Here is a 26127-nt window from a genome sequence, read left to right as displayed (position 1 = left end):
CGGTGATCGAAACCGCCTACGCCAAGATCAACCTCGCGCTGCACATTCGCGGGCGGCGCGCGGATGGCTATCACGAGCTGGAAACGTTGTTCGCCTTCGTCGATGCGGGCGATGTGCTGAGCGTTGCGCCCGCTTCGCGCGACACATTGCGAACGCTTGGCGAGTTCGGCGGGCAACTTGCTGATCTGTTTGACAATATCGTGATGCAGGCGCTGACCGCGCTGCCGCGTCCTCAGGGCTGGGCGGTGACACTGGACAAAGGCCTGCCGGTCGCCGCCGGGCTGGGCGGCGGCTCGGCCGATGCCGGGGCGGTGTTCCGGCTAGTCGAGCGTGAATACGATCTGCCTGACGATTGGCCGGCCCGCGCAGCGCGGCTGGGCGCCGATGTTCCGGCCTGCGTTGCCAGCCAGACCTGCATCGGGCGCGGAATCGGGACCGACCTCGAGCCGGGGCCGCAGGACCTGACCGACACGCCGGTGCTGCTGGTCAACCCGCGTCTGCCGCTTTCCACTGGGCCGGTGTTCAAGGGCTGGGACGGAATCGATCGCGGGGGCCTCACCGAAGGCACGGCGCGCGAAATTGCGCTGGTCGGGCGCAACGATCTCGAGGCGTCCGCAATTGCACTCTGCCCAGAGATTGGCGCTGTGCTGGCCAGCCTGCGGAATAGCAACGCATGGCTGGTCCGGATGTCGGGTTCGGGGGCGACATGCTTTGCCTTGTTTGAGAAGGTGGCAGCCCGCGATGCTGCCGCACGGGCCATTGCCGTTGCGCAGCCAGGGTGGTGGCAAATGTCAGGTCAACTCAGATGAGCGAAGCCTACCGCATCATTGGCACAGCGCGCTTCGGCGGAATTCTGGTCGTGTCGGACCATGCCAGCAACCGCGTGCCCGATGACATCGATCTCGGGATCGATCCCTCGCTACTCGACCAGCATATCGCCGTCGACATTGGCGTTGGTGCGATTGGCGAGCGAATGGCCGCGCGCCCCGGCATTGCCGCGTTCCAGGCCAATGCCAGCCGCCTGGTCTGCGACGTCAACCGCGAGCCGCACGCGCCCGCGGTGATCCCGATTGCCAGTGACGGCCACGCCATTCCCGGCAATGCACTGGACCACGTCGGGCATCAGGCGCGGCTGGAGCGGTTCCACGCGCCGTATCATGCGGCGTTGGCCGACCTGCTCGACAGCGCACCGCCGGCGCTGATCCTCTCGCTTCACAGCTTCACCCCGCACCTTGCCACCAGCGACCGGCCGCGCCCGTGGCAGGTCGGGGTGCTCTACAACCAGGACGACCGCGCCGCGCGCATCGCGATACCCTTGCTTGAGGCCGAGGGTCTCATTGTAGGCGATCAGCAGCCCTATTCGGGCAAGGTCCTCAACTACACCATGAACCGCCATGCAGAGGCTGATGGGCGGCCATACCTGGGCATCGAGATCCGCCAGGACCAGATCGGCGATGCAGCAGGGCAGGCGAAGTGGGCGGAGCGCCTTGCCGCGATTTGCAACGAAGTGGCGTTGAAGCTGGGGGAATAGGGGTGTAGGGCGCCGGGAAAGCCACTTCGTTTGAAAGATCGTGTCCCATGCCTGTCTACCGTTCCCGCACCTCCACCCATGGCCGCAACATGGCCGGTGCACGCGGGCTCTGGCGGGCGACGGGGATGAAGGACAGCGACTTCGGCAAGCCGATCATTGCCGTGGTCAACAGCTTTACGCAGTTCGTCCCAGGCCATGTCCACCTCAAGGATCTGGGCCAGATGGTCGCGCGCGAGATCGAGGCGGCGGGCGGGGTGGCCAAGGAGTTCAACACCATCGCGGTCGATGACGGGATCGCCATGGGCCACGACGGTATGCTCTATTCGCTGCCCAGCCGCGACCTGATCGCCGACTCGGTCGAATACATGGTCAACGCCCACTGCGCCGATGCGATGGTCTGCATTTCCAACTGCGACAAGATCACGCCGGGCATGTTGATGGCGGCGATGCGGATCAACATTCCGGCGGTGTTCGTCTCGGGCGGGCCGATGGAAGCGGGCAAGGTGGTGCTGCGCGGCAAGGAAGTGGCGCTCGATCTGGTCGATGCCATGGTCGCCGCCGCCGACGAGAAATACACCGACGAGGAAGTGCAGACGATCGAGCGTTCGGCCTGCCCGACCTGCGGATCGTGCAGCGGCATGTTCACTGCCAATTCGATGAACTGCCTGACCGAGGCACTGGGGCTGTCGCTGCCGGGCAACGGCTCGCAGCTCGCCACGCACTCGGACCGCAAGGAGCTGTTCCTGCGCGCCGGACGGGTCGCGGTCGAGATGTGCCAGCGCTATTACGTCGAGGAGGACGAGAGCGTCCTGCCGCGCAACGTCGCCAGCTTTGCCGCCTTCGAGAACGCGATGAGCCTCGATATTGCGATGGGCGGGTCGACCAACACCGTGCTCCACCTGCTCGCCGCCGCGCAGGAAGCCGGGATCGATTTCACCATGCAGGACATCGACCGGCTGAGCCGCAAGGTGCCGTGTCTGTCCAAAGTCGCCCCGGCCAAGAGCGACGTCCACATGGAAGACGTCCACCGCGCCGGCGGGATCATGGCAATCCTGGGCCAACTGGAGCGTGCCGGGCTGCTCCACACCGATCTGCCGACGGTGCACAGCCCCACGCTGGGCCACGCGATCAACCACTGGGACATCAGCCGGACCAACGATCCCGAGGTGCAGACCTTCTTCAAGGCCGCGCCCGGCGGAGTGCCGACCCAGACCGCCTTCAGCCAGTCGCGGCGCTGGGACGAACTCGACCTCGACCGCGAAAACGGCGTGATCCGCAGCGCAGAGCACGCCTTCAGCAAGGACGGCGGACTGGCCGTGCTGTTCGGCAATATTGCCCGCGACGGCTGCATCGTGAAGACCGCCGGGGTCGATGAAAAGATCCTCAAGTTCGCTGGTCCTGCCAAGGTCTATGAAAGCCAAGACGCCGCGGTGGCCGCGATCCTTACCGGCCAGGTCGTCGAAGGCGACGTGGTGGTGATCCGCTATGAAGGGCCGAAGGGCGGGCCGGGGATGCAGGAAATGCTCTACCCGACCAGTTACCTGAAATCGAAGGGCATGGGCGCGGCCTGTGCGCTGCTGACCGACGGGCGGTTTTCGGGCGGCACTTCGGGGCTATCGATCGGCCACGTCTCGCCCGAAGCGGCCGAAGGCGGCGAGATCGGGCTGGTCGAGCCCGGCGACCGGATCGAGATCGACATACCCAATCGTACAATTCATCTCGCCGTATCCGATGCAGAGCTTGCCACGAGGCGCGCTGCGCAGGACGAAGCTGGTTGGCATCCCGCCAAGCCGCGCCCGCGCAAGGTCTCGGTCGCACTGCAGGCCTATGCCGCGATGACCACCAGCGCCGCGCGAGGCGCGGTGCGCGATCTGTCGCAATTGCGAAAGGGGTGAGCGCGAATGGGCCAGGCTTGACGCGTGGCCTTCGACAAGCTCAGGCTTAGCAGGTGTTGAATCGACTTCTCCCGCTTTGGCTGAGCCTGTCGAAAGCCCCGCGCATCGTCCTCTCCATTGTTGCGTTGACAGTGGCCGCCTGTACGCAATCGCAAGCCGACGCCGACGATGGCGAGGCGATCTATTGCGCATTGGGCGGGACGAGCGTTTTCAAGCCTGATTGCCGCCTGGAACGGACCACGATCGATGCCCAGGCCGTCTATGTTCTGCGCCATCCCGATGGGGCATTTCGCCGCTTGCAAGCCAGCGCCGATGGTCAGCATCTCGAAGCGGCCGACGGCGCCGATGCCAGCCAGTCGGCGCTGAAGGGCGACCGCTGGGAAGTCATCCTGGGCGGGGACAAATACGTCATTCCGGTAAAGGCCAATGTCAGGCTGCCATGATCAGATCCTGACGGCAGCGCAGATGCGCATCGCCGAGCAGGGCCTGATTGCCGCCGGCACCAGTGTCGACGCGCTGATGCTGCGCGCCGGAAAGGGCGCAGCAAATTATGTCTGGCGGCTTGCGGGCGGACGCCCGGTGACCGTGCTGTGCGGACCTGGCAACAACGGCGGCGATGGCTATGTGATCGCCGAGACGCTGCGGAGCCGCGGGTGTGCCGTGACCGTGATTGCACCGGCCGAACCGGCGACCGCAGCTGCGTGCACGGCCCGAACTACCTTCGCCGGTACAGTGCTCGCACCAGAAGCCGCGGCGAACGGCCATGTCGTGGTCGACTGCCTGTTCGGCACCGGATTGACCCGGCCCCTCTCTGGTGAGCACCTCGCCCTGCTGGCCCGGCTCGCTGCAGTGCATGAGCTGTGCGTGGCTGTCGATCTGCCCAGCGGTGTCGACAGCGATACGGGAGTGAGCCTCAATTCCGGCTTGCCGGTCTATGACCTGACGATTGCGCTCGGTGCCTGGAAGCCGGCGCATTATCTGATGCCGGCCTGCGCGGCGATGGGCGCGCTGCGCCTTGTCGATATCGGCATAGGGGGCGTTCACGGGTGCGCACGCTTGCTTGGTCAGCCTGCATTGCAGGCACCCCCTGCCGATGCGCACAAGTACCGGCGCGGCTTGATTGGCGTGATCGGCGGGGCAATGCCGGGTGCGGCGCTATTGGCGGCGCGGGCGGCGCAGCACGGGGGCGCAGGCTATGTCAAACTGCTGTGCAGGGCAGACGGAACACCGGCTGATCTGGTGATCGATGATCGTGAACTTGCGGTGGTGCTGAATGACGCGCGCTTTGCAGCACTGCTGATCGGTCCGGGTCTGGGCCGCGACAAGCCCGCCCGCGATCGGCTGTCAAAAGCGCTGCGTGCGAACAGACCGATGGTACTCGATGCGGATGGGCTGATGGTGCTTGAGCCGGCGGCATTGGCCGAACACGGCAGCGACCGCATCGTCACGCCGCATGACGGCGAGTTCACTACGCTCGAGAAGGCCTTCCGCCTGTCAGGTGCGGGCAGCAAAGTTGACCGCGCGGTTGATCTGGCCGCCGGCACCGGCTCGGTGGTTGTCGCCAAAGGCGCTGACACGGTCATCGCAGACGGCACTGGTCGCGTCTCAATTGCCCCGCGCGCCTCTTCGTGGCTCTCGACCGCCGGAACGGGCGATGTCCTGGCCGGTACCATCGCCAGCCGCCTGGCCAGCGGCGCCGATCCGTTCGACGCGGCCTGCCAGGGTGTCTGGCTGCACGGCGAAGCAGCGCGGCTTTGTCTTCCTGCCTTTACCGCCGGGCAGCTTGCCGAAGCGATCCAGGACGCCTACGCCGCCTGCCTGTGAGCGAAGGTCCCGCAGAAATCATCCGCATCGCCGCCAAGGGCGATGGTGTCACCGCCTCTGGCCGGTTCGCCTGGGGCACGGCGCCGGGCGACCTGCTGCTGCCCGACGGGACGATTCAGCCGGGGCCGCACCACGCCGTCCCGCCTTGCCGCCATTTCGGCACGTGCGGCGGGTGTCAGTTGCAGCAACTTGATGAGCAAAGCCTGGAGGACTTCGTTGCGGCCCGGGTCAGCAATGCCTCCGCCTCGCAGGAATTGGGTGCCGAGGACGTTGCCGCACCGCATCTGTCCCCGCCCCGCAGCCGCCGCCGTGCGTCGCTTCGCGCGGAAAGCAGCCAGGGCCGCGTCGTCATCGGCTACCGCGAGGCGAAATCCCACCGGCTGGTCGAGATCACCGAGTGCTGGGTGCTCGACCCGGCAATCACGGCGCTGCTCCCGCCCTTGCGCAAACTGCTGATCGCGCTCGGTGCGGGCAAGGGTGCGGGGAAGGGCAAGCACATCCATGCGAAGCTGGCCGCCGATGTCGAGATAACCTGCACCGATCAAGGGCTGGATCTTGGTCTGAAGGGCGTAACTGCGGAAGGCCTTGCCGCAACCGAGGCCTTGCTCGACTTTGCGCGAACCCACGCCCTGGCACGTCTGACGCTCGATCAAGGCTATGGCAATGAGACCGTGTGGGAACCCGAGCCGGTGACGGTCACGCTAGGCGGGGTGGCGGTGCCGTTCCCACCCGGATCGTTCCTACAGGCGACCCGCGACGGTGAAGACGCGCTGGTCGCCGCGGCGCGCACGTGGCTTGCTGGCTGCGCCACGGTGGCAGATCTGTTCTCCGGTCTTGGCACATTCGCATTTGCGCTGGCCGGGCCGCAGACCAAGGTTCTCGCGGTCGAAGCCGCGCGCGATGCCAGTCTGGCCTGCAAGGCCGCCGCGGCGCGGGCACAGGTGCCCATCCATACGCTGCACCGCGACCTGTTCCGCAACCCGCTGATGCCCGACGAACTGGACCGTTTTGCCGGCGTCCTGCTCGATCCGCCCCGCGCCGGCGCCCGCGATCAGGTCGAACGGATCGCGGCCAGCACGGTGCCGCGGGTGGTCTATATCAGCTGCAATCCCTCGAGCTGGGCCAAGGACGCACGCACGCTGATCGAGGCGGGATACCGCCTGGCCGAACTGCGCCCGGTTGGTCAGTTCCGCTGGTCGACCCATGTCGAGTTGGCGAGCCTGTTTGTGCGGGGAGAGATGTGATGCGCTTCTTTGTCGTGACCATGAGCCATCCCGACGGCCCCGAATGGGGCCAGCACGTGCTGCCGCACGTCGATTACCTGAATGGACTGATTGCGCAGGGCAAGCTGCGCGCTTCGGGCCCGGTTGTCGGCAGCACGCTGCGTTCCGGGCTGTTGCTGTTCACGGTGGACAACCGTGCCGAGCTCGACGCGCTGATCGCCGCCGATCCCTTTGCGATCGAAGGGCTGATCGCGGAGCTGACCTTGACCGAATGGAACCCGATGTTCGGCGCATTCGCCAGCGAGGCCGCGCCGTTCGGTGCTTGAAGGCTAGGGGGCGGCGTCGCGCCATTCACCGGGCTTGATCCCCTCCAGCGTCCAATCCCCGACCTGCCAGCGCACCAGCCGCAAGGTTGGATGGCCGACAGCGGCGGTCATGCGGCGGACCTGGCGGTTCTTGCCTTCGCGAATGGTCAGGCGGATCCAGCTGTCGGGCACGGTCTTGCGAAACCGCACCGGTGGATCGCGCGGCCAGAGCGCGGGTGCAGGGATCAGCTCGGCCTCGGCAGGGCGGGTCAGGCCGTCCTTGAGCATCACGCCCCTGCGCAGCGCCTCCAGCGCCGCCGCGTCCGGCTCACCCTCGACCTGGACCAGATAGGACTTGGCCAGCTTGAACCTGGGATCGGCAATCCGCGCCTGCAGACGGCCATCGTCGGTCAGCAGCAGCAACCCCTCGCTGTCGGTGTCGAGCCGCCCGGCGGGATAGACGCCCGGCACCTTGACATAGTCCGCCAGTGTCGGCTTGTCCGATCCGTCGGCGCTGAACTGGCACAGCACGCCATGGGGTTTGTTGAACAGGATCAGGCGGGGCATGGGCGAAACTGCTAAGAAACCGGCCCATCACTTAGGTCAAGCGACAGCACAAAGGAATCACGACCGAGCCGTATCTCGGACAAGCTCATATACCCTTCTGGCATGCTCAATCCGAAAAAACTGCGCGGCACTATCGAGCGATGGCAGCCACCAGCTGAACCCGTTCATTCGACCCGAGCCAAAAGGGCTGGTCGGTTCAAAACTCAGTGTTCCGGTTCCGTCACGGCTTTCGGATAATTCGAGTCGGGGCAGTCGATCTATGTCAAGCGCGACGAATTTCGAGCCCCGCAAAGTGAGGACACGCTTGTCTGTAACTGCGTAATACAGCGACTTGCGAATTTGAGCATCATGCAAGAACCGACCAAATATCATATAGAGACCAACGGCCAAGAATGGCAGTCCCCACAATTTGAAAAACCAGGCAGGATTACCTCCCTCGTTGGAACTTTGCGGGATCGCCCAAACGCCCACGTTCCAGAAAATGGCGAACCCACCCCAGAGCAGACTAAAAGGAATTAGAAACACATCTCTGGAGCTTACCGCTAGGCCTTGCTTCGGTCGGCCAGTCCAAAGGACGCGTTCACCATTAAGGAGATACTGTTGGAAAGTTTGCGGCGATTGAGAAAAGTCCATGCGACACAACTTAGCTTGAATGAACCTTGGTTGCTAGCCAACTTGGCACATGTGACATCAAGACTGAGCTCCACCCCCAAAAGCAAATGGGGCCGGTGTTTCCACCAGCCCCACGCTCGCCGCATCGGCTTTCGAATGATTTTGGGCGATCGCTGTTACCGCTCTTCACCTGCCTGCCGCAGTGATGCTTTGCTGAGCACCTCGCGTGCCATCGCACCGTGAGTGCCACCGCATCGTGATGCTCATCGCATCGGGCTGGCCGTTTCGGACCGGTGGTTCCCGAAGGAACCGGCTTTCATCACCCGAACGTCCGTTCCGGCGTCCGGTCCCGTCAGGCGGTTGGCGCCGGTCCGGGGGACCCTTGCCGTACCACCTGGCGGTTCCGTGACCGCTTCGATGCTTTGCCGTTCCGGGTCCGGACGATGCGCAACGCGTGAAGCGCCACTTTCCTTCCGATCCTTTTCCGGCCGCGGTCGAAGCGACCTGCTGACTGCGTTGCCGCTCGCTGCATCTGCGGTTCGCCAGATTCCGCCCGAAGGCTTCCTGAGGCGTGTTTTCCAACACTGCTGCGGGCATCGCTGCCAGATCGTGAGGCTTGTGTTTTCCCTTTCCGTTTCAGCAGTTTCCCGCCGGAACTTCAAGTGCGGTTCCACGCTCTCGACACCTGAAAGCTGCGCCTCAATGCCGAGTCGCACAAGCGAAATGTTGCGGACTTATCCACAGCTCGTCGCAGAAACCGTGGACAAGTCTGCGGATGATCTTGTGCGCAGTCGAATCCGTTTTTCCAGCGCAATTTGATTCGCAAATCGCGCCGCGAAATTACCGATCGCGCTGCGCCAGCAAGCGCAGCCGGAGTGCATTCAGCTTGATGAAGCCCTGGGCGTCCTTCTGGTCATAGGCGCCGGCATCGTCCTCGAAGGTGACGTGGCGCTCCGAGTAGAGCGAGTCGGGGCTCTTGCGCCCGACGACCGCGGCCATGCCCTTGTAGAGCTTGAGCCGGACCGTGCCATTGACCCGCACCTGCGAGTGATCGATCGCCGCCTGGAGCATCTCGCGCTCGGGCGCGAACCAGAAGCCGTTGTAGATCAGCTCGGCATATTTCGGCATCAGCTCGTCCTTGAGGTGCGCCGCGCCGCGATCGAGCGTGATCTGTTCGATGCCGCGATGGGCGCGGGCATAGATCTCGCCCCCCGGGGTTTCGTACATCCCGCGACTCTTCATGCCCACGAAGCGGTTCTCGACCAGGTCGAGCCGGCCGATGCCGTGCTTGCGGCCGAGCTCGTTGAGCGCGGTGAGCAGCGTCGCCGGGCTCATCGCCGTACCGTTGAGGGCAACGCCATCGCCCTTCTCGAAGTCGATGGTGATGTATTCCGGCGCGTCGGGCGCGTCCTCGGGGTTCACCGTGCGCGAATAGACATAGTCCGGGGTTTCCTCCCACGGATCCTCCAGCACCTTCCCTTCGGACGAGGTGTGGAGCAGGTTGGCGTCGGTCGAAAACGGGCTTTCGCCGCGCTTGTCCTTGGGAACCGGGATCTGGTGCGCCTCGGCCCAGGCGATCAGCGCGGTGCGGCTGGTCAGGTCCCATTCGCGCCACGGGGCGATGACCTTGATATTGGGATCGAGGGCATAGGCCGACAGTTCGAAGCGGACCTGGTCGTTGCCCTTGCCGGTGGCGCCGTGGGCGATGGCATCGGCCCCGGTTTCATGCGCGATCTCCACCAGCCGCTTGGAAATCAGCGGCCTGGCGATCGAGGTGCCGAGCAGGTAATCGCCTTCATACCGGGCATTGGCGCGCATCATCGGGAAAACGAAATCGCGGACGAATTCCTCGCGGACATCGTCGATGTAGATGTTCGCGTCGGGCAGGCCCATCAGCTTGGCCTTGGCCCGCGCCGGTTCCAGTTCCTCGCCCTGGCCGAGGTCGGCGGTGAAGGTCACCACTTCGCAATTGTAGGTGACCTGCAGCCACTTGAGGATGACCGAGGTATCGAGGCCGCCGGAGTAGGCAAGGACGACTTTCTTGATTTCGGACATGGCTGGATTTCCGGTGGATTGCGGTTAGGTTTCGGCTGCGCCCCTAGGGCAAGCACGATGGGAGGGCAAGCCAGTGGCCAAGGTTGAGCTCAAGACCAAGGCTAGCGAAGTGAGCGTGGCGGACTATCTTGCCGCGATCCCCGAGGCGGCGCGGCGCGAGGACGCGGCGGCGATCGATGCTCTCTACCGCAAGGTCACCGGGCTCGAGCCGAAAATGTGGGGGCCGAGCATCATCGGTTATGGCAGCTACACGTACCGGTACGACAGCGGCCGCGAAGGCACGATGTGCCGCGCCGGCTTCGCGCCGCGCAAGGGCAACCATGTGTTCTATGGGTTGCTGGAGCAAGCTGGCGAAGCGCAGCTGGCGCGATTGGGCAAGTACACCACCGGCAAAGGCTGTCTCTATGTCAGGAAGCTCGGCGATGTGGATCTGGCTGTGCTGGAAGACCTGGTGTCGCTCAGCTGGGCTTCAATAAACGCGCGGTATCCCGCCTGATCACTCCGCCGCTTGCCGGTCAAGATGCCACTCGGGCGCCTCCTCCATTGCTGAAAGCCGCGCTACTTCGGCGCTGATATAATCCCGGGTCGTCGGCACTGCCGCGCGGTTCTTCACGCTCTGGATATGGAAGTTGACCATGCTGCCGGAGCGGAAGCTCTGCTCCGCACCGGCAAGGTAGAATTGCCACATCCGGAACAACCGCGCATCGTAAAGTGTGGTAATCTCAGCCTCGTGCCGGGTGGTCCGCTTGTACCATTCGGCCAGCGTGTGCGCGTAATGGTAGCGCAGCACTTCGACATCGGCGACTTCCCAGCCGGTCTGCTCCAGCGCCACGACCAGTTCGCTCATCGCGGGAATGTAACCGCCGGGGAAAATGTACTTGCGGGTCCACTTGTCGGTGGTGCCGGGGCCGCGCGCGCGACCGATCGTGTGGGTCAGCATGATCCCGTCATCGGCCAGCAGATCATTGGTCTTGGCGAAGTATTCGCGGAAATGGGCCGCTCCGATATGTTCGATCATGCCGACGCTGGTGATTCGGTCGAATGTCTCGCTTACGTCGCGATAGTCGGTAAGGCGGAACTTGACCTTGTCCGCGACGCCGGCCGCCTCGGCGCGTTCCTGCGCGAACCGAACCTGGTCGGGGGCGAGCGATACGCCGAGCACCTCGACCCCGAACCACTTGTTGAGGCTGAGCGCGAGCCCGCCCCAGCCGCAGCCGATGTCGAGAACCCGCATCCCCGGCTGAAGCCGCAGCTTCGCGGCAATCAGGGCCTTCTTGTCGACCTGGGCCCGTTCCAGCGAGTTGGCCGGATCGGTGAAGTAGGCCATGGTGTATTGCCGGTCTTCATCCAGGAACAGTTCGTAGAACTGGCGCGTCAGGTCATAGTGATGGACCACGTTGCGACTGGCCTTGGCGCGCAGGTTGACCTGGTCAGCCTTGAACGCGACCCAGTCGACCGCGCGGCGCAGCGGGTTGGGCGCGCCCATTCCGGCGCCGGGGCGGTTGGCATTGCGCATGACCAACAGCACCATGTCGCGGATGTCGTGTGGCGGTTCGACCACCATGCGCCCGTCCATGTAGGCCTCGCCCGCGCCGACGCGCGGGTCCCGTGCGACGTGCATCGCAGCGCCGGAATCGGTGAAGCGGATGCGGACCGGGTCGGCCGCAGGATCGCCATAAGTGTGAACGGAGCCATCATGATCGGTGATGATCAGCTGGCCTTCGCGGACAACTGCCCGCAGAATCTTGTCGAGCAACCACATGGGCCGCAAGGTTATGGAACCCGCGCGGCTATGCAAGCACCAATCAGCCAAGCCACCCCAGTGCTTCGGCCAGTTGCCACAGGCCCAGGACCAGGAAGAGCAAGGCCGCCGCGGTTCGCGTCGCCGTCAAGCTGACCCTTTTGACCAGTGCCTCGCCCAAGAGGACTGCGGGGACGTTGGCCAGCATCATGCCCAGGGTCGTGCCGGCGGCCACCGTCAAAACTGCCTTGTAATGGGCCGCCAGTGCAATCGTGGCGACCTGGGTCTTGTCGCCCATTTCGACCAGGAAGAACGAGACCAGCGTGGTCAGAAAGGCATTGCCGCGCTGGGCGGGGGCGGTCTCATCGTCATCCAGCTTGTCCGGCACCAGCGTCCACGCGGCCATGGCGATGAAGCCCAGCGCGACGGCGATGCGGAACCACGGTGCCTCGAGCAGGCCGGCCACTTCGCGCCCGACCAGCGCGGCCAGGGCGTGATTGGCGATGGTGGCGGCAAGAATGCCCGCAATGATCTGCCACGGCTTGCGCAGCTTTGCCGCCAGCACGATCGCCAGCAGCATGGTCTTGTCGCCGATTTCAGCCAGGGCGACCACAGCGGTGGAGGCCGCGAAAGCTTCGAGCATGGGAGTCTCCGGATCAGGATTCGCGGGCGAGGTAGAGCACGTCGCGCGATTGCGCCAGCAGGTGCTGGCCCGAATCGATGAAAAGCGTTTCGCCGCTGGCCAGCCAGCCTTCGGCCAGGAACAGCGCGGCATCGGCCAGCTCGTCGGGATCGGTCAGGCGCTGCAGCAGGTTCATCCGCCCGCTGATCTCATGTTCGTGGTCGCGCTGGTCGAAGCTGGGCATCATTGCCCCGGGTGCCAGACCATAAACCCGGTCGGCGGGGTCGGCCTGGGCCATGGCCAGCATCCGCACAGTGGCAGCCAGCGCATGCTTGGCCATGGTGTAGCTGAAAAAATCGGGATTCGGATTGCGCAGCTTCTGATCGAGGAACTGGATCACCCGGCGCCCGCCGTTGGCCTGGGCCTGGGCGAGAAAGACCTGGCTCATCCGCGCCGGGGTCTGCGCGTTGACGGTCATAGCCTCGGCGAAAACAACCGGATCGATCGCCTCGGCGGTGTCGGGGTTGAACACCGCAGCGCAATTGATCAGCATGCGCCAGTCATCGAGACGCCGCGACAGGTCGGTGATCAGTTGCAGCGCCGCATCGCCGTCGAGCAGGTCGCACCGCACCACTTCGGCCGAAGGCAGTTCTGCGGCCAGGGCCAGGGCGGCATCGGGGTTGTGGCCGACATGAAGCACGACGTGCCAGCCGGCCGCGCCGAAATGGCGCGCTAGTCGGGCACCGATGCGGCGACCTGCGCCGGTTATGAGAACGGCCGGGAGCATGGTTCTCTCCATGCACACCCGGCCGTTTCAGCGAAAGCGAATTCCGCTATCTATCGATTAGCGGCAGCGCGCCGAGCTTTTGGCGACCTCGTTGCCGATCAGCGCACCGGCGGCTGCGCCGACGATGGTACCGGTGGCGCGATCACCGCGGGTATCGATCGCGCGACCAACCAGCGCGCCAGCTACGCCGCCCACCAGAATCCCGACAGTGCCGTTGGGCTTGCGGCAATAGCGGCGGCCATCGCGGCCATCCCAATAGCGGATGCCGTTGTCAGTGCGGCGATAGGCGATGTCGCCGTTCTTGGCGCGATAGCCGTGGGCCGGGGCCCAACGCGGCGGATCGGCATAGGCCATGGTGGCGGGCAGGGCGGTCGCAGCCATGACGGCTCCGAGGATGATCTTGCGCATCGTTATCTCCTTGTGCGTGCGTTTGGCAGTTCAACGCATGAGGCTGAACGTTGGCTTGCCTGAATTGGTGAACCGTGCAGTCAATGCGATGAAACGTTGCAAAGCCTGGATTGTTTCAGGGCAACGAAAAAGGCCGGGAAGCCTGCGCTTCCCGGCCCGATTCATCGGCGCGACCCGAATGACTTAGCGGCAGCGCGATCCGCCACGGTCAACCTCGCGGCCCAGCAGGGCACCGGCGGCAGCGCCGATGATCGTGCCCGGGGCGCGATCGCCAAAGCGGTCAACCGAGCGACCCAGCAGCGCGCCGACGGCGCCGCCAATCAGCAGACCAGTGGTGCCATCACTGCGGCGGCAGTAGTTGCGGCCATCGTCGCCGCGCCAGTACTGGATACCGTTGTTGGTTCGGTAATAACGCGGACGATAATTGTCGCGGCCTTCGTAATAGTCGCCGCGGCGGTATTCGCGGTAGCCGTCGCGATCGTAGTCGCGATCATAGCCGCGGTCGTGATTGCGGTGGCCGTGCGCCGGCGCCCAATATGGCGGATCGGCCATGGCCGGCGTGGCGGTCAGCGTGGTGGCAGCCAGAACGGCGGCAATAACAGTCTTGCGCATGGTGATCTCCTTGATCTGTTGAGGAGACAGTGGGCCATGCAAACTGAACGCCCGATTTAAGCTTCGTACAGAAAGACGAGCCGATGGATCAGCGCGATCAGCCGAGCGCGATCTGCTTTTCTTCGGCCAGCCGATCAAGCTCGGCACGGGACATCTTCTGCGCCGCGGTCTTGAGCTGGCCGCAGGCCGCATCGATATCGCGGCCGCGCGGGGTGCGCACCGGCGCGCTGATTCCCGCTTCGAAGACAATTTCCGAGAAGCGGCGAATCCGCTCGGGGGTGGAGCATTCGTAGATCGCGCCGGGCCAGGGGTTGAACGGGATCAGGTTGACCTTGGCGGGCAGATCGTACTGCTTGATTAGACGAACCAGTTCGCGCGCATCGGCGTCGGAATCGTTCTTGTCCTTGAGCATCACGTATTCAAACGTGATGCGCCGGGCGTTCGACGCGCCGGGATAGTCGGCGCAGGCCTGGAGCAGTTCTTCCAGCCCGTACTTGCGGTTGATCGGCACGATCTCGTCGCGCACCTCCTTGCTGGTGGCGTGCAGCGAGACCGCCAGGTTGACCCCGATCTCTGCCCCGGCGCGGGCCATCATTGGCACCACGCCGCTGGTCGACAGGGTGATGCGCCGCTTCGACAGCGCCAGCCCATCGCCGTCCATGACGATCTTCAGCGCGTCGCGGACATTGTCGAAATTGTACAGCGGCTCACCCATGCCCATCATCACGATGTTGGTCAGCAGGCGCCCGTCGGAAGAATAGCCGCCATCATCATCGACCAGATCGTCACCCAGCGCCGAAAGATCGGCCTGACCGGCGCGCGGCCATTCGCCCAGCGCGTCGCGCGCCAGCATGACCTGGCCGACGATCTCACCCGGGGTCAGGTTGCGCACCAGCCGCATTGTTCCGGTGTGGCAGAACCGGCAGTTGAGCGTGCAGCCGACCTGGCTGGATACGCACAAGGTGCCGCGATCGGCATCGGGGATGAAGACCATTTCGTATTCGTGATCGTCGGCGGTCTTGAGCAGCCACTTGCGCGTGCCGTCGCTCGAATGCTGGGCCAGCACCACTTCGGGGCGGCCAATGACGAAGCGCTCGATAAGCCAGGGACGCATGGTCTTGGCGATATCGGTCATCGCTTCGAAATCGGTGACGCCGCGGTGGTAGAGCCAGTGATACACCTGTTTGCCGCGCAGCTTGGCCGCCTTGGCGTCCAGACCGGCAGCGGCAAACAGCTCCGCGATCCGCGCGCGCGGCAGCCCGGTCAGGTCGATACGCCCGTCGGTACGCGGCGTGATGTCGCGGGCGACGGGGACGGGATCGACAAGACCCGGGATCGGCAAAAGTTCGGTGTTGGCCATGGACCGCGCGATATAGGGCGCGCGGGCCGTAAAAGCTAGCCACGCTCCCGGGCGCGGCCCCGGACTTGCCTAGCGCGGCTGCGCGCAGCCGACTTGTGCGGCGTCGATGGCAGTGGCGGCGCCGGCCAGTTTCCAGGTATTGGAGAAGCCATTGCCTGCCGCATCGCGCGCGCTGACTGTCATTTCGCCGCCTGAGCGCATCGCTGCAACGATTGCAGCGTCCATCCGCTTGTCGGCCGCCCAGGCATCGCCACCCCCGCCGACCAGGGCCAGGCGCTGCCCGCCGATCGAGAGCGTGATCGCTGAACTGGCGGCCAGTTTGCGAGAGAGGCGGAAGTGGACCTGACCGCGGACCTGCTGGCGCGGCCAGAAGGCGACATCGGCATAGGGCTGGTAATCGCGGCGCTTCATTGATGGTTCGGCCTTGGCCACGGCATAGCAGCGCGGCACTTGCGCATCGCGAAACGCCGCCCAGGTCGCAAACATGCCCAGTGCATCGCGCCCAAAGGCAGGCGCGGCAGTCAAGGCCAGCAGCAGAACGGCAAAGCGAAATCGCATCGCCGCTGCCATCGCAGAAAGCGGCGCGGGCGAAAAGGGTCTTGGGCTCAGGGTTTGATCGGCACCGCTGCCGTGGGTGCATCGGGCGGATTATGGCGCCGCAGGAAATCCTCGATCGCGCGGAGCAGGGCGATGCGATCAGCTTCGCGGCTGAAACTGTGGTCGGCTTCGGGCAGGGGGATCAGTTCCACTACCTTGCCCGCCCCCCGGGCCTTGTTGAACATCGCTTGCGACTGGTTGAAATCGACCGTGATGTCCTTTTTCCCGTGAATCAGCAGCAGCGGCGCCTTGATCCGGGCGACCGCGTTGATCGGTGACACGGCCGCGAAATCGGGCGTCATCCGCTTCCAGTCGTCCTCGTACTTGCGGCCGAACAGATAGTCGCCGAAGTCGTTGACCTCCCGCCGCAGATTGGCGACCCCGGCAATGGAGATCGCGCAGCGGTACTGATCGGGGTCCTTGGCAATCCCCCACATGGCCGCATAGCCGCCATAGGATGCCCCGACGATGCAGGCCCGCCTGGGATCGGCGATACCCTGCTTGACCGCCCAGGCCAGGCCGTCGGAAATGTCATCCTGCATGGCCAGGCCCATCTGGCCCTGTCCGGCGCGCAGGAATTCGGTGCCATAGCCGGTCGATCCGCGGAAGTTGGGCTGCATGACGGCATAGCCGCGGCTGGCGACGAACTGGGCCCAGTAGTCATAATCCAGGGTGTCGCGCGCCCACGGCCCGCCGTGCGGCATCATCACGATCGGCAGGTCCTTTTCTGCCACGCCGCGCGGCACGGTCAGTACTGCCTCGATTTCCTTGCCGTCGCGTGCGGCGTAGCGGACCAGGCGTACCGGCGAAAGCGGCCTTGTGCCAAGGTCCGGGTTCATCACCGCAACCTGCTGCATCTTCTGGTTGAAGACGCTGAAGAAATAGAGCGCGCCGGGACTGTCCGCGCGGTCGATCCGGACCAGCATGCGGCTGCGGTCGGCATTCAGGCTCACGATCCGCGCGCGGCGGCTGCCGACCGACTTGTCGATCGATTCCTGGATCGAGGCCAGGTCCGCATCAAACCACTGCGGCGGCCCGTTGCCGGTATGGTGGGCGCCCAGCAAGGTCTGACCATCGTCCGACACCACCGGCCACGAAACCTCGCTGCCCGAAGGTGCGACGTGGACAGTACGGATATCCGCCTGGGTGGTCAGATCGACCTCGTAGATCGCCGACATACCCTTGTCGTCATCGTGGATAGCCAGGGCGTGGTCCGATCCTGGCAAAAACAGGAAGGGTGAGACCAGGCTTTCCTGTCGACGCGAATCCGCCACATCGATAGTTCGGAACAGCGAGCTGCCCGTCTGCCCGCGATAGAGCAGGCGGAACTTGCGGGAGTTGTTGTCGTAACTGATGCCGGCGCGCACCATTCCGGCTGCATCCGCGTACCATTCAGACACATTCTCGCGTCCGGCAACGACCTTGCTCGACTTGCCGGTGCTGACATCGACCCGCAATACATCCGGCCAGAAATTCTCGTCGAGGTAGATCGAATTGTTCGCCGATACGAGTATGTTCGGGCTGCCGTCGCGGGCAATCCACAACACGTCTGACGCATTCTGGCCGCCCCGGTCCCACAGAATCTTGGTGATCTTGCCCGACTTGGTATTGATGCCGATCATCCGCGTGATGATCCAGCGATCGCCCGCGACGGGCATCAGCGCGCGCAACCCGACGATCACATTGTCTTCGTTGACCCAGCGGATCCACGTCGCCTCGGTCCCTTCTGGCAGCCGGGTGGCGACCGGCTTGACCGCTTTGTCGAACAGGTGGTGTATCGCAATAACCTGCTGGCCCTCTACGCCAAGAAGGCCGGCAAACGACGCGCCGTCGGGCGAAAGGGTTGCCTGATCGACAAATGGAATCCGCGCAAAGGCTTCAACCGGGATGGTGGAGACGGGTACGGGCGCTGACACAGCGGCCGCCGGCGCCGTCTGTTGCGCCGCCGCGGGCAGCACCGATATTCCAAGTATAAGACCCCAGGCCAACGCCGCCCTGTTCAAATTCATTGCGCCCTCCATACTATAGATGAAGGTGCGGCAATATCAGACCGGGGTCAAAGGCAATTTCTAGTCCGGCGACAAGTCACGCCATGCGACAAGATCGTTGTCGGTGGCAATGAACAGGCCGTCCTGCAGATCCTCCGGCTGTTGTTCGGCAATCCGCATCGCCTCGGCCAGAGGTCCGTAATAGAGGGTGATTGCCGCCCCGCCTTCAACTTCGTGATCGAGGTGATAGAGCCGCACGGTCGCCTGATCATAGGTTGTTCGCATCAGTCGGTTCCTTCGCGCCGCGCGCCGCCAAGCTGCGCTGCGGCGCGTGCCGCATCGGCCTTTTGCCGGGTGCGCTCAGCCTTGCTTAGACCATGCCGCACGCGGTTCTGGGCTGCCTTGTCCTGCGCTTCGGCGCGCGCCTTGGCCTTGCGCGCCAGCCTCAGGTTGACCACGTCGGCCATGGTCAGTTGCCTTGCGGATAGCGGATCGCGATCACTTCCCACTCCTTTTCGCCCGAAGGCAGATGAACCCGCCGCAGATCGCCGATCGCTGCGCCGCGCAAGGCCCGGGCCATCGGCGCGCTCCAGCCGATCAGGCCGGCAGTCGCATCCTGCTCATCATCGCCGACCAGCGTCACCGTGCGGCGCGCGTCGTCCTCGTCGGCAATGTCCACTGTCGCACCGAACCACACCCGGCCGCGGTCGTCCTGCCTGGCCGGGTCGATTACCCGGCAGGCCTTCATCCGCCGGGCCAGATGCGCCAGCTCGCGGTCGATCTCGCGCATGCGCTTGCGGCCATAAAGGTAATCGCCGTTCTCGCTGCGGTCGCCGTTGCCTGCGGCCCAGCTGACGATTTCGACGATCGCCGGGCGTTCGGTGCCGAGCAGGTGATCGTAGCGCGCCCGCAACGCGGCCATCCCGGCCGGGCTGATCGGCGGACCTTCGCCGCTCATCCCGGTGATCGCTTGCCCAGGAAATGGCTGAGCGGGTTGGCGCCCTTGTAGCTCGCCTTGGCCGGGTTCATCGCTTCATAGACCACCGCGTTCTCGATCACCCGCTGGACATAATTGCGGGTTTCCGACAGCGGGATCTTCTCGATCCAGTCGATCCAGTCGACCGAACCGTTGCGCGGATCGCCGTTGGCGCGCAGCCACTTGTTCACGTTGCCCGGGCCGGCGTTATAGGCGGCGACAGCCAGCGGATAGGACCCGCCGAAATAATCCATCATCCGCCCGTAATAGCCGTTGCCCAGCATCAGGTTGTACCCCGCATCGCTGGTCAGGGCACCGGGATCGTACTCATAGCCCATCTTGCCCGCCTGTTCGCGCGCGGTGCCGGGCATCAGCTGCATCAGTCCGCGCGCCCCGGCATGGCTAACCGCATTCATCGCGAACTGGCTTTCCTGGCGACTGATCGCGTGGACCATGGTCCAGTCCGATCCGGCCGGAACGGGCATGAGCGGAAAGGCGATCTTCTGGAAATCGCCATAGCCGTCGGCGTGTGCCGACTGACCCAGGATGACGCCCAGATCACGGCGACCCAGCTCGCGCGCCAGATCGGCGACCATCACATGGTCGATCTCGCTTTCGGCTTGGTCGCTGATCTCGCGGAAAAACCGCACCGCGGTTGGCCAGTCGCTTTCGCGGGCAACCTCGCGCACGGCCATGGTGATGGGGCGGGCGTTGAAGGCATTGCGCTGATCGGCCGTGGCCGTGACCATCGGCATCTTGTTGAAGGCGGGCAGGGGCATGCCCAGCCGCTCGAGCGCCAGCATGCCATAGAACTGGTCGGCATAGGCGGCGGCCATGGTGAAATAGCGGTTCGCTTCGGTCGTATTGCCGGCCCGGGCCATAGCCCGGCCTGCCCAATAGAACCCTTTGGAGCGCGTCTGCGGGGTGCGCGCCGCCGTGGCATAGCGTGCGAACAGCGGCGCCGCCTGGGTGCCGTTGCCCAGGCTCCACAAGGCCTTGGTCCCGCCAAGCCACATCAGCGAGGTGTAATCGTCGCGAATCTGGAACGAGAGGCGCGAGATATCGGTCCCCGCCGCGAAGCCATCGTCGATCCCCGCGGCAATCCGGGCGGCGCTTGAGGCATCGCCGGAGCGGGCCGCGGCAAGCAGTTCGGCCACCCATTTGCGCTGGTCGAGCGCCGGGGCGGCAAGCGGCGGGCGGTTCGCCACTGTGTAGGCGGCGGTTGCACCCTGGCCGGTCGCGCGCAGCATGCGCGAGCGGTTATAGACATAGCCCGCGTCGCGCAGCGCATCGGGCGATACGATTGCGCCGGCCGAAGCAGGCTCAAGGTTCTTGACCAGGGCCAGCCGGGCCAGGAACGGATCGCGCCGCGCCGGCGACACATAGACCAGCTGGCGTTCCGCCTGTGGCGCGGCATTGGCCCACAGTAGCGCGTCCATCCGCGCGTCATGATCGTCCAGGGTCAGGCTGCCGGCCAGCAGCTGGAACAGCGACGCTTCCGCCGTGTCGCTCATCAGTCCGCCGCGCCACGCCTCTCGCGCCACTTTCAGCGCGTCGCTGCGGCGCTGCGCGCTCAGCGCCAGGGCATAGGCAGCGCGGGCCTGGTTGGTGACGGGCGGATAGCGATCGAAAAAGGCCGCGATTCGCGCCGGTTCTGCATAGCCGCGTTCCAGCGCACGCTCGGCATTGACGCGAAATCTGGCAGCTTCGGGAAAGCCGGGATAGCTCATCAGGAAGCCGGCATAGTCGTCGAAACCGAACTGGTCCGAAGCATTGAGCTGTTTCCAGCGATCGACCGCCTGCTGCATCACGCCGACCGATCCCGATTTCAGGACCAGCCGTGCCTGATCCCACTCGGCACCGTCCTGCGCCTTGGCACAGCCGGGCAGCAAAGCAGCGATTATCAAAGCCATGGGAGAGGATATGCGCGCCATGCTGGACATTTTGGAAATTTGCTCCTTATCAGGCGCTGAATGAAAACAGCCCCGTGCAGAGGGGGCCGCAAGGCCCATCCTATGGGGCAAGGTCAGGGGTAAAGTCCATGTTTTCCGGCTCGATTCCCGCGCTGGTCACGCCGTTCTCGGACGGTGCGATCGATGAAACGGCCTTCCGCCGCCTGGTCGAATGGCAAATCGAACAGGGTTCAAGCGCGCTTGTTCCCTGCGGCACGACGGGCGAAGCACCGACGATCACCAGCGAGGAACAGCACCGCCTGTTCGAACTGTGCGTCGAGCAGGCCGCGGGCCGCGTCCCGGTGATCGCCGGCTGCGGATCGAATGATACCCAGACCGCCAAGTGGCACATGCAGGTTGCCAAAGATCTTGGCTGCCAGGCCGCATTGATGGTCGCGCCCTATTATAACCGGCCCAGCCAGGCCGGGCTGCTGGCGCATTTCAGCTATCTGGCGGAAAACGTCGACCTGCCGATGGTGCTCTATAACGTGCCCGGCCGGACGGTGACCGACATCGCGCCCGAGACCACGATCGAACTGGCCCGCCGCTTTCCAGAGCGGATCGTCGGAATCAAGGATGCCAGCGGGGACATGACCCGGCTCACAACGCACCGCATGGCGCTGGGCAGCACCTTTGCCCAGATTTGCGGCAATGACGACATGGCACTGCAATATAACGCCGGGGGCGGGACCGGGTGCATTTCGGTGACTGCCAACGTTGCGCCAAAGCTATGCGCCGATTTTCAGGCTGCCAGTCTGGCGGGGGACATGGCCAAGGCCCACGAACTCAACGAGCGGCTGTTCCCGCTGCACCAGGCCCTGTTCACCGACGCCTCACCCGCGCCGATCAAGTATGCGATGGCCAGGGTTCTGGGCTGGATCGGCGAAGAGGTCCGCCTGCCGCTGGTGCCGTGCAGCGCGGCATCACGACTGGCGGTCGATGCCGGGCTGGTGGCGGCGGGACTTATTTAAGGCAAGTCCCCCGTTTCCTTTTGCGGCGGCGCATCCTACATGCCGCCTGACCATGGCACGCCCGACCACCGCAGAGTTCGACAAGAAGAAAGTCGTCGCCGAAAACCGGCGGGCGCGGTTCGACTATTACATCGAGGAAGTGTTCGAGGCGGGGATTGCCCTGACCGGGACCGAAGTGAAAAGCCTGCGCTTCGGTGAAGGCTCGATCGCCGAGAGCTATGCCGAAGTGAAGAACGGCGAGGTCTGGCTGGTCAATTCCAACGTTCCCGAATTCAGCCACGGCAATCGCTTCAACCATCAACCCAAGCGGCTGCGCAAGCTGCTGCTGAAAGAGCGCGAGATCGCTAAGTTCCACGGCGCGGTGGAGCGCAAGGGGATGACGCTGGTGCCGCTGTCGATCTATTTCAACGGGCGCGGACGGGCAAAGGTCGAGCTGGCCCTGGCCAAGGGCAAAAACGCCGCGGACAAGCGCGCGACCATGAAGGAACGCGATTGGAAGCGGGACCAGGCGCGGATCATGCGGGAATACAAATGAGCACGATCGTCGCCCGGATCCGCGCATGGGGCCAGCGCAACATGCCCACCCGCGAACAGATGGAGCGCAGCCGCTGGGTGCCCAAGTCGGTGCTGCGATCCGAACTGTGGCGCTTTACCCGCCGCTCGGTTCCGCGCGGCGTGGCTTTGGGCCTGCTGGTCGGGATCCTGCTGCCGTTCGCGCAGATCATTTTCGCTGCGATCCTCAGCTTGCCGGTGCGCGCCAACGTGCCGATCGCATCGGCGACGACCTTCGTGACCAATCCGCTGACCACGCCGCTGATCTGGGCCGGTGCCTATCAGATCGGCAACCTTGTGCTGCATATCGACAACGAGGCGGGCGGGGCGATCGACCGCCTGTTCGCGCTGACCGACATGTGGAGCGCGATCGAATGGCTGACGGCCGAGGGCAAGTCATTGGCGCTGGGCCTGGTCATCGTCGCGGTGGTTTCGGCTTCGTTGGGCTATCTGGTGTCTGGCTGGGTTTGGCGCTGGTGGGTGGGCAACAAGCGCCGCGTGCAGCAACGCGGCCGCCGCGCGTGAGCAGCGCCGCCGGCGTCATCGACTGGCTGAGGCGCCGCGCGCCGACGCGCGAATCGCTGGAAGCCAACCGCTTCGTGCGACCCTTTGCGCATCGCGTGCTGCGCTCCGATCTGTGGCGCTTCAATCGCCGTTCGGTTCCGCGCGGGATCGCCCTGGGCTTGTTCGTGGGCATCTTGATCCCCTTCGCCCATAGCGCCGTCGCCGCGCTGACCGCGGTGTTCGTGCGGGCCAATGTTCCCGTCGCAATCGCCGCGACCTGGACCAGCAATCCCGCCACCTGGGTAATCATTTTTCCCGCCGCTTACGAGATCGGAGAGGTCCTTCTTCACCTTGACCGGATGACCGGGGTCGCGCCAATCAGCGAGACGATGCAGCAGACCCAGACCGACCACCTGTTGCAAAGCCTGACCGGCAAGGGACTGGAAACCGCCTTCGGGCTGTTCGTCATCGCCACGGTCCTCGCGGCTGCCGGCTATCTTGCTTCAGGCCTGGTCTGGCGGCTGATGGTCGCGCGCAAGCGCCGCGCCCGGCTGGCCCAGGCTCGCATCGCGGAGCCGGCGGGTTGAGCGCGCCGCGCCGCGCTCGCTCGCCGCGTGGCGGTGAAGGGCTGGTGCTGGCACTGGCTTTGGCGCTCAGCCTGATCGTCGTCTGGTTGGCTACGCGCGAAGCGCTGGCCGTTGCTGCCTATGGCGCAGGGCTGATGACGCTGGCTGCTGCGATCTGGGTGATGACTCGCCAGAACGCATCCACGCAGGAGGCCGAGACAGCACTTCCCGACTGGTCGGTCACCGTTGCCGCGATCGATCGCGGCGACGCGGCGATGGCGATTACCGATCGTGCCGGGCGGCTGGTCTGCGCCAATGCGCTGTACGAACGCTGGTTCGGGGTCGGCCAGGCCCCGCCGCGCCTGTCGGTCGACAATGCCTCGCTCGAGCGCCTGGCCAAGGCCGGCCGGGCGGGCTGGCGTGACGGGCATGGTGTGGCCGACCTGATCGAGAATGCGCAGGGGCAGTGGAGCGTTGCCGTCACCCGCGCGGGACGCGGCGACGACTACCTGGTCTGGACGATCAGCGCGATCACCGGCTCTGATCTGGTCGCCGAACTGGTCCCGCACCTTGACGGCAAGCTGGGCCGGGCGCTGTCGCAGTCCGGGCTGTCGGCGGCAATCGTTGATCCCGACGGCAAGATCCGGATGGCCAGCGCCGGCTTTGCCCAGCGCGCCACAGGCGAGAGTGCGGCGATGCTGACCGGGCAGGACTTTACTGCCCTGCTGCGCCAGGACGAACATGACCGCGTGACCTGGGCACGCGAGGGCCAGCGCGGGGCGCCGCTGACCATGTATTACCTGCCGATCGCCGATCCCGATGCCGCGGTGGAGCCCGATTTCAACGTCACCCCGTCGCTGATCTTGCTGGCCGACAACGGCACCGGGCTGGGCGGTGGCAGTGGCGACGGGATGGCCGCGGTGCCGCATCTCGAGGCGCTGATCGGTCCGCTGCCGCTGGGCCTGGCCATGGTCGACCGCGACGGGCGCTTGCTGTTCGCCAACAATGCCTTCCTGCGCGCGGTCGGACGCGAGAACGAGGCGCTGCCGACCTATCCAACCGACCTGGTCGTGCAGGAAGACAAGGGACCGCTGTCCGACGCGATCCGCCGTTTTGCGCAGGGTCCGGCAAGCAGCGGCGACATCGCGGTGCGCCTCAAGGGCATGGCCGAAGAGCCGGTCTCGCTTTCGGTCGCCGGGGTGCGGGGGCTGGGCGAGGCGGCAGTGCTGCTCGGGCTGACCGACAGCACCGAGGAAACCCGGCTCAAGCGCCAGGTCGCGCAGGCGACCAAGATGCAGGCCGTGGGCCAGCTGGCCGGCGGAGTGGCGCACGATTTCAACAATGTCCTGACCGCGATCCTCGGCACCTGCGACCTGATGCTGCTGCGCCATACCCCCGGCGACAGCGACTATGACGACATCCAGCAGATCCGCGCCAATTCCAACCGCGCCGCCAGCCTGACCCGGCAATTGCTGGCCTTCAGCCGCCAGCAGACGCTGCGCCCCGAAGTGCTGCAATTGCCCGATGTGGTCAGCGACGTCTCGCACCTTTTGAAGCGGCTGATCGGCGAGAAGATCAAGCTGGTCGTCACGCACGACCGCGATCTGGGCGCGGTCCGCGCCGATCCCAGCCAGCTCGAACAGGTCATCGTCAACCTGGTGGTCAACGGCCGCGACGCGATCCAGTCGCGCGGCGAGAGCGGCGGCAAGCTGACCATCGCCACGCGCAAGTTCTCTTCCGCCGATGTCCGCGCGACCCGCGGCGGGATCATGCCGCAGGTCGACTATACCGCGCTGGTGGTCGAGGATACCGGGATCGGGATAGCCGCCGATCACATCGGCAAGATCTTCGAACCGTTCTTCACCACCAAGGAACCGGGCAAGGGCGGGCAGATGGGCGGCACCGGGCTGGGTCTGTCGACCGTCTACGGCATCGTCAAGCAATCGGGCGGGTTCATCTTTGCCGACAGCGAGCCGGGCCGCGGCACGCGCTTTACCGTCTATCTGCCGGTGCATCACGCCAGCGGCGATGCCGCCGCATTGCCCGCGCCCAAGGCCGAGGCCGAACTGACCTGGTCGGGCGGGGGGCGGATCCTGCTGGTCGAGGATGAGGACATGGTCCGCGCCGTGGCCGAACGCGCGCTGACCCGCGCCGGCTACACCGTCACCGTGGCCGCCGACGGCGACGAGGGGCTGGAAATCGTCGAGGGCGGGGCCGAGTTCGACCTGATCGTCTCTGATGTGGTCATGCCGGTGATGGACGGGCCGACCATGGCCCGCGAAGTGCGCAAGCTGCGCCCCGATCTGCCGGTGCTGTTCATGTCGGGCTATGCTGAGGAACAGCTGCGCAACCAGATCGACATTGCCGGCGGGGTGCACTTCCTGCCCAAGCCGTTTTCGGTCCAGCAGATCGGCGACAAGGTCGGCGCGGTCCTGGCTGCGGCCCAGGGCTGACCTGACCAAAAGGGAAGGCGCCTTCC

General features: G+C 65.1%; 27 protein-coding genes. 13 read left to right on the top strand and 14 right to left on the bottom strand.

Translation table 11 applies throughout. The annotated features are described in order from the left end of the window. The first annotated feature begins 2 nt into the window (after window positions 1-2). From ACFFF7_RS01530 to ACFFF7_RS01500, 7 genes are read left to right on the top strand one after another with little or no spacing between them, the layout of a single operon-like run. On the top strand, window positions 3-809 hold the full coding sequence (locus ACFFF7_RS01530; RefSeq protein WP_379479596.1) for a 4-(cytidine 5'-diphospho)-2-C-methyl-D-erythritol kinase: 807 nt from the start codon (window positions 3-5) through the stop codon (window positions 807-809). Further along, entirely contained in the window at window positions 806-1531 is a 726-nt protein-coding gene (locus ACFFF7_RS01525; protein WP_379479595.1) for an N-formylglutamate amidohydrolase, read from the top strand. The genes ACFFF7_RS01530 and ACFFF7_RS01525 overlap by 4 nt, the downstream gene beginning before the upstream one ends. A 47-nt stretch (window positions 1532-1578) precedes the next feature. Continuing rightward, window positions 1579-3426 (top strand): dihydroxy-acid dehydratase, encoded by a 1848-nt coding sequence (gene ilvD, locus ACFFF7_RS01520; protein WP_379479594.1) that lies wholly within the window; start codon window positions 1579-1581, stop codon window positions 3424-3426. A 56-nt stretch (window positions 3427-3482) separates the two neighbouring features. Then, window positions 3483-3869 (top strand): hypothetical protein, encoded by a 387-nt coding sequence (locus ACFFF7_RS01515; RefSeq protein ID WP_379479593.1) that lies wholly within the window; start codon window positions 3483-3485, stop codon window positions 3867-3869. After that, entirely contained in the window at window positions 3853-5250 is a 1398-nt protein-coding gene (locus ACFFF7_RS01510) for an NAD(P)H-hydrate dehydratase (protein WP_379479592.1), read from the top strand. Before ACFFF7_RS01515 ends, ACFFF7_RS01510 begins: the two co-directional genes overlap by 17 nt. Further along, a complete protein-coding gene (locus ACFFF7_RS01505; RefSeq protein WP_379479591.1) occupies window positions 5247-6494 on the top strand; it encodes a class I SAM-dependent RNA methyltransferase in 1248 nt (415 codons plus the stop codon). Before ACFFF7_RS01510 ends, ACFFF7_RS01505 begins: the two co-directional genes overlap by 4 nt. Further along, window positions 6494-6799 carry a YciI family protein gene (locus tag ACFFF7_RS01500; RefSeq protein WP_379479590.1) on the top strand — a complete coding sequence of 102 codons (306 nt, stop codon included), beginning with the start codon at window positions 6494-6496 and terminating at the stop codon, window positions 6797-6799. Before ACFFF7_RS01505 ends, ACFFF7_RS01500 begins: the two co-directional genes overlap by 1 nt. A gap of 3 nt (window positions 6800-6802) precedes the next feature. On the opposite strand, the gene ACFFF7_RS01495 is transcribed toward ACFFF7_RS01500, so the two are convergent. Further along, window positions 6803-7345: a pseudouridine synthase gene (locus tag ACFFF7_RS01495; protein WP_379479589.1), complete on the bottom strand. Its 543-nt coding sequence runs from the start codon at window positions 7343-7345 to the stop codon at window positions 6803-6805. Window positions 7346-8797: 1452 nt separating this feature from the next. Further along, window positions 8798-10012, bottom strand: a complete 1215-nt coding sequence (locus tag ACFFF7_RS01490; RefSeq protein WP_379479588.1) for an argininosuccinate synthase — start codon at window positions 10010-10012, stop codon at window positions 8798-8800. A 73-nt stretch (window positions 10013-10085) separates the two neighbouring features. Here ACFFF7_RS01490 and ACFFF7_RS01485 point away from each other — a divergent pair, with 73 nt between their 5' ends. Continuing rightward, on the top strand, window positions 10086-10508 hold the full coding sequence (locus ACFFF7_RS01485; protein ID WP_379479587.1) for a DUF1801 domain-containing protein: 423 nt from the start codon (window positions 10086-10088) through the stop codon (window positions 10506-10508). On the opposite strand, the gene ACFFF7_RS01480 is transcribed toward ACFFF7_RS01485, so the two are convergent. From ACFFF7_RS01480 to ACFFF7_RS01425, 12 genes are all read right to left on the bottom strand, one after another. Beyond that, window positions 10509-11774 carry a class I SAM-dependent methyltransferase gene (locus tag ACFFF7_RS01480; RefSeq protein WP_379479586.1) on the bottom strand — a complete coding sequence of 422 codons (1266 nt, stop codon included), beginning with the start codon at window positions 11772-11774 and terminating at the stop codon, window positions 10509-10511. A gap of 43 nt (window positions 11775-11817) precedes the next feature. Beyond that, entirely contained in the window at window positions 11818-12396 is a 579-nt protein-coding gene (locus ACFFF7_RS01475; RefSeq protein WP_379479585.1) for a TMEM165/GDT1 family protein, read from the bottom strand. A 13-nt stretch (window positions 12397-12409) separates the two neighbouring features. Then, window positions 12410-13162 (bottom strand): SDR family oxidoreductase, encoded by a 753-nt coding sequence (locus tag ACFFF7_RS01470; RefSeq protein ID WP_379479584.1) that lies wholly within the window; start codon window positions 13160-13162, stop codon window positions 12410-12412. Between the two features lie 57 nt (window positions 13163-13219). Further along, the gene (locus ACFFF7_RS01465; protein WP_379479583.1) at window positions 13220-13570 is read right to left on the bottom strand and encodes a glycine zipper 2TM domain-containing protein; all 351 of its coding nucleotides are present in this window, start codon (window positions 13568-13570) and stop codon (window positions 13220-13222) included. 183 nt (window positions 13571-13753) lie between these two features. Then, window positions 13754-14182: a glycine zipper 2TM domain-containing protein gene (locus ACFFF7_RS01460; protein ID WP_379479582.1), complete on the bottom strand. Its 429-nt coding sequence runs from the start codon at window positions 14180-14182 to the stop codon at window positions 13754-13756. Between the two features lie 97 nt (window positions 14183-14279). After that, window positions 14280-15542: a dual-specificity RNA methyltransferase RlmN gene (gene rlmN, locus ACFFF7_RS01455; RefSeq protein ID WP_379479581.1), complete on the bottom strand. Its 1263-nt coding sequence runs from the start codon at window positions 15540-15542 to the stop codon at window positions 14280-14282. A gap of 69 nt (window positions 15543-15611) precedes the next feature. Beyond that, window positions 15612-16100 carry a hypothetical protein gene (locus tag ACFFF7_RS01450; protein WP_379479580.1) on the bottom strand — a complete coding sequence of 163 codons (489 nt, stop codon included), beginning with the start codon at window positions 16098-16100 and terminating at the stop codon, window positions 15612-15614. A 47-nt stretch (window positions 16101-16147) separates the two neighbouring features. Then, window positions 16148-18055, bottom strand: a complete 1908-nt coding sequence (locus ACFFF7_RS01445; protein WP_379479579.1) for an alpha/beta hydrolase family protein — start codon at window positions 18053-18055, stop codon at window positions 16148-16150. 153 nt (window positions 18056-18208) lie between these two features. Next, window positions 18209-18412, bottom strand: a complete 204-nt coding sequence (locus tag ACFFF7_RS01440) for a hypothetical protein (RefSeq protein WP_379479578.1) — start codon at window positions 18410-18412, stop codon at window positions 18209-18211. After that, on the bottom strand, window positions 18412-18594 hold the full coding sequence (locus ACFFF7_RS01435) for a DUF4169 family protein (RefSeq protein WP_379479577.1): 183 nt from the start codon (window positions 18592-18594) through the stop codon (window positions 18412-18414). Before ACFFF7_RS01435 ends, ACFFF7_RS01440 begins: the two co-directional genes overlap by 1 nt. Before the next feature lie 2 nt (window positions 18595-18596). Beyond that, entirely contained in the window at window positions 18597-19085 is a 489-nt protein-coding gene (locus tag ACFFF7_RS01430) for a GreA/GreB family elongation factor (protein ID WP_379479576.1), read from the bottom strand. Then, complete coding sequence (locus tag ACFFF7_RS01425; protein ID WP_379479575.1) at window positions 19082-21016, bottom strand: lytic transglycosylase domain-containing protein; 1935 nt, start codon at window positions 21014-21016, stop codon at window positions 19082-19084. The genes ACFFF7_RS01430 and ACFFF7_RS01425 overlap by 4 nt, the downstream gene beginning before the upstream one ends. A gap of 128 nt (window positions 21017-21144) precedes the next feature. Here ACFFF7_RS01425 and dapA point away from each other — a divergent pair, with 128 nt between their 5' ends. Genes dapA through ACFFF7_RS01400 form a run of 5 tightly spaced genes read left to right on the top strand, consistent with a single transcriptional unit; the run spans window position 21145 to window position 26101 of the window. Next, a complete protein-coding gene (gene dapA, locus ACFFF7_RS01420) occupies window positions 21145-22026 on the top strand; it encodes a 4-hydroxy-tetrahydrodipicolinate synthase (RefSeq protein ID WP_379479574.1) in 882 nt (293 codons plus the stop codon). A gap of 52 nt (window positions 22027-22078) precedes the next feature. After that, complete coding sequence (gene smpB, locus ACFFF7_RS01415) at window positions 22079-22561, top strand: SsrA-binding protein SmpB (RefSeq protein WP_379479573.1); 483 nt, start codon at window positions 22079-22081, stop codon at window positions 22559-22561. Further along, complete coding sequence (locus ACFFF7_RS01410) at window positions 22558-23103, top strand: DUF2062 domain-containing protein (protein ID WP_379479572.1); 546 nt, start codon at window positions 22558-22560, stop codon at window positions 23101-23103. The genes smpB and ACFFF7_RS01410 overlap by 4 nt, the downstream gene beginning before the upstream one ends. Then, window positions 23100-23669: a DUF2062 domain-containing protein gene (locus tag ACFFF7_RS01405; protein WP_379479571.1), complete on the top strand. Its 570-nt coding sequence runs from the start codon at window positions 23100-23102 to the stop codon at window positions 23667-23669. The genes ACFFF7_RS01410 and ACFFF7_RS01405 overlap by 4 nt, the downstream gene beginning before the upstream one ends. Further along, entirely contained in the window at window positions 23666-26101 is a 2436-nt protein-coding gene (locus ACFFF7_RS01400) for a hybrid sensor histidine kinase/response regulator (RefSeq protein ID WP_379479570.1), read from the top strand. Before ACFFF7_RS01405 ends, ACFFF7_RS01400 begins: the two co-directional genes overlap by 4 nt. Window positions 26102-26127: the final 26 nt, after the last annotated feature.

The sequence above is a fragment of the Novosphingobium aquiterrae genome, assembly GCF_042434435.1.
Taxonomy (GTDB): Bacteria; Pseudomonadota; Alphaproteobacteria; order Sphingomonadales; family Sphingomonadaceae; genus Novosphingobium; species Novosphingobium aquiterrae.
Note: the sequence above shows the minus strand (reverse complement) of the source record. Positions and strands in the feature narration are given on the sequence as shown.

Excerpts from the sequence above, each read along its gene's own strand:
- ACFFF7_RS01525 (WP_379479595.1), top strand. The coding sequence starts at position 806 with ATGAGCGAAGCCTACCGCATCATTGGCACAGCGCGCTTCGGCGGAATT.
- ilvD (WP_379479594.1), top strand. The coding sequence starts at position 1,579 with ATGCCTGTCTACCGTTCCCGCACCTCCACCCATGGCCGCAACATGGCC.
- ACFFF7_RS01510 (WP_379479592.1), top strand. The coding sequence starts at position 3,853 with ATGTCAGGCTGCCATGATCAGATCCTGACGGCAGCGCAGATGCGCATC.
- ACFFF7_RS01500 (WP_379479590.1), top strand. The coding sequence starts at position 6,494 with ATGCGCTTCTTTGTCGTGACCATGAGCCATCCCGACGGCCCCGAATGG.
- ACFFF7_RS01495 (WP_379479589.1), bottom strand. The coding sequence starts at position 7,345 with ATGCCCCGCCTGATCCTGTTCAACAAACCCCATGGCGTGCTGTGCCAG.
- ACFFF7_RS01490 (WP_379479588.1), bottom strand. The coding sequence starts at position 10,012 with ATGTCCGAAATCAAGAAAGTCGTCCTTGCCTACTCCGGCGGCCTCGAT.
- ACFFF7_RS01480 (WP_379479586.1), bottom strand. The coding sequence starts at position 11,774 with ATGTGGTTGCTCGACAAGATTCTGCGGGCAGTTGTCCGCGAAGGCCAG.
- ACFFF7_RS01475 (WP_379479585.1), bottom strand. The coding sequence starts at position 12,396 with ATGCTCGAAGCTTTCGCGGCCTCCACCGCTGTGGTCGCCCTGGCTGAA.
- ACFFF7_RS01470 (WP_379479584.1), bottom strand. The coding sequence starts at position 13,162 with ATGCTCCCGGCCGTTCTCATAACCGGCGCAGGTCGCCGCATCGGTGCC.
- ACFFF7_RS01465 (WP_379479583.1), bottom strand. The coding sequence starts at position 13,570 with ATGCGCAAGATCATCCTCGGAGCCGTCATGGCTGCGACCGCCCTGCCC.
- ACFFF7_RS01460 (WP_379479582.1), bottom strand. The coding sequence starts at position 14,182 with ATGCGCAAGACTGTTATTGCCGCCGTTCTGGCTGCCACCACGCTGACC.
- rlmN (WP_379479581.1), bottom strand. The coding sequence starts at position 15,542 with ATGGCCAACACCGAACTTTTGCCGATCCCGGGTCTTGTCGATCCCGTC.
- ACFFF7_RS01450 (WP_379479580.1), bottom strand. The coding sequence starts at position 16,100 with ATGCGATTTCGCTTTGCCGTTCTGCTGCTGGCCTTGACTGCCGCGCCT.
- ACFFF7_RS01440 (WP_379479578.1), bottom strand. The coding sequence starts at position 18,412 with ATGCGAACAACCTATGATCAGGCGACCGTGCGGCTCTATCACCTCGAT.
- ACFFF7_RS01435 (WP_379479577.1), bottom strand. The coding sequence starts at position 18,594 with ATGGCCGACGTGGTCAACCTGAGGCTGGCGCGCAAGGCCAAGGCGCGC.
- ACFFF7_RS01430 (WP_379479576.1), bottom strand. The coding sequence starts at position 19,085 with ATGAGCGGCGAAGGTCCGCCGATCAGCCCGGCCGGGATGGCCGCGTTG.
- ACFFF7_RS01425 (WP_379479575.1), bottom strand. The coding sequence starts at position 21,016 with ATGGCTTTGATAATCGCTGCTTTGCTGCCCGGCTGTGCCAAGGCGCAG.
- dapA (WP_379479574.1), top strand. The coding sequence starts at position 21,145 with ATGTTTTCCGGCTCGATTCCCGCGCTGGTCACGCCGTTCTCGGACGGT.
- smpB (WP_379479573.1), top strand. The coding sequence starts at position 22,079 with ATGGCACGCCCGACCACCGCAGAGTTCGACAAGAAGAAAGTCGTCGCC.
- ACFFF7_RS01410 (WP_379479572.1), top strand. The coding sequence starts at position 22,558 with ATGAGCACGATCGTCGCCCGGATCCGCGCATGGGGCCAGCGCAACATG.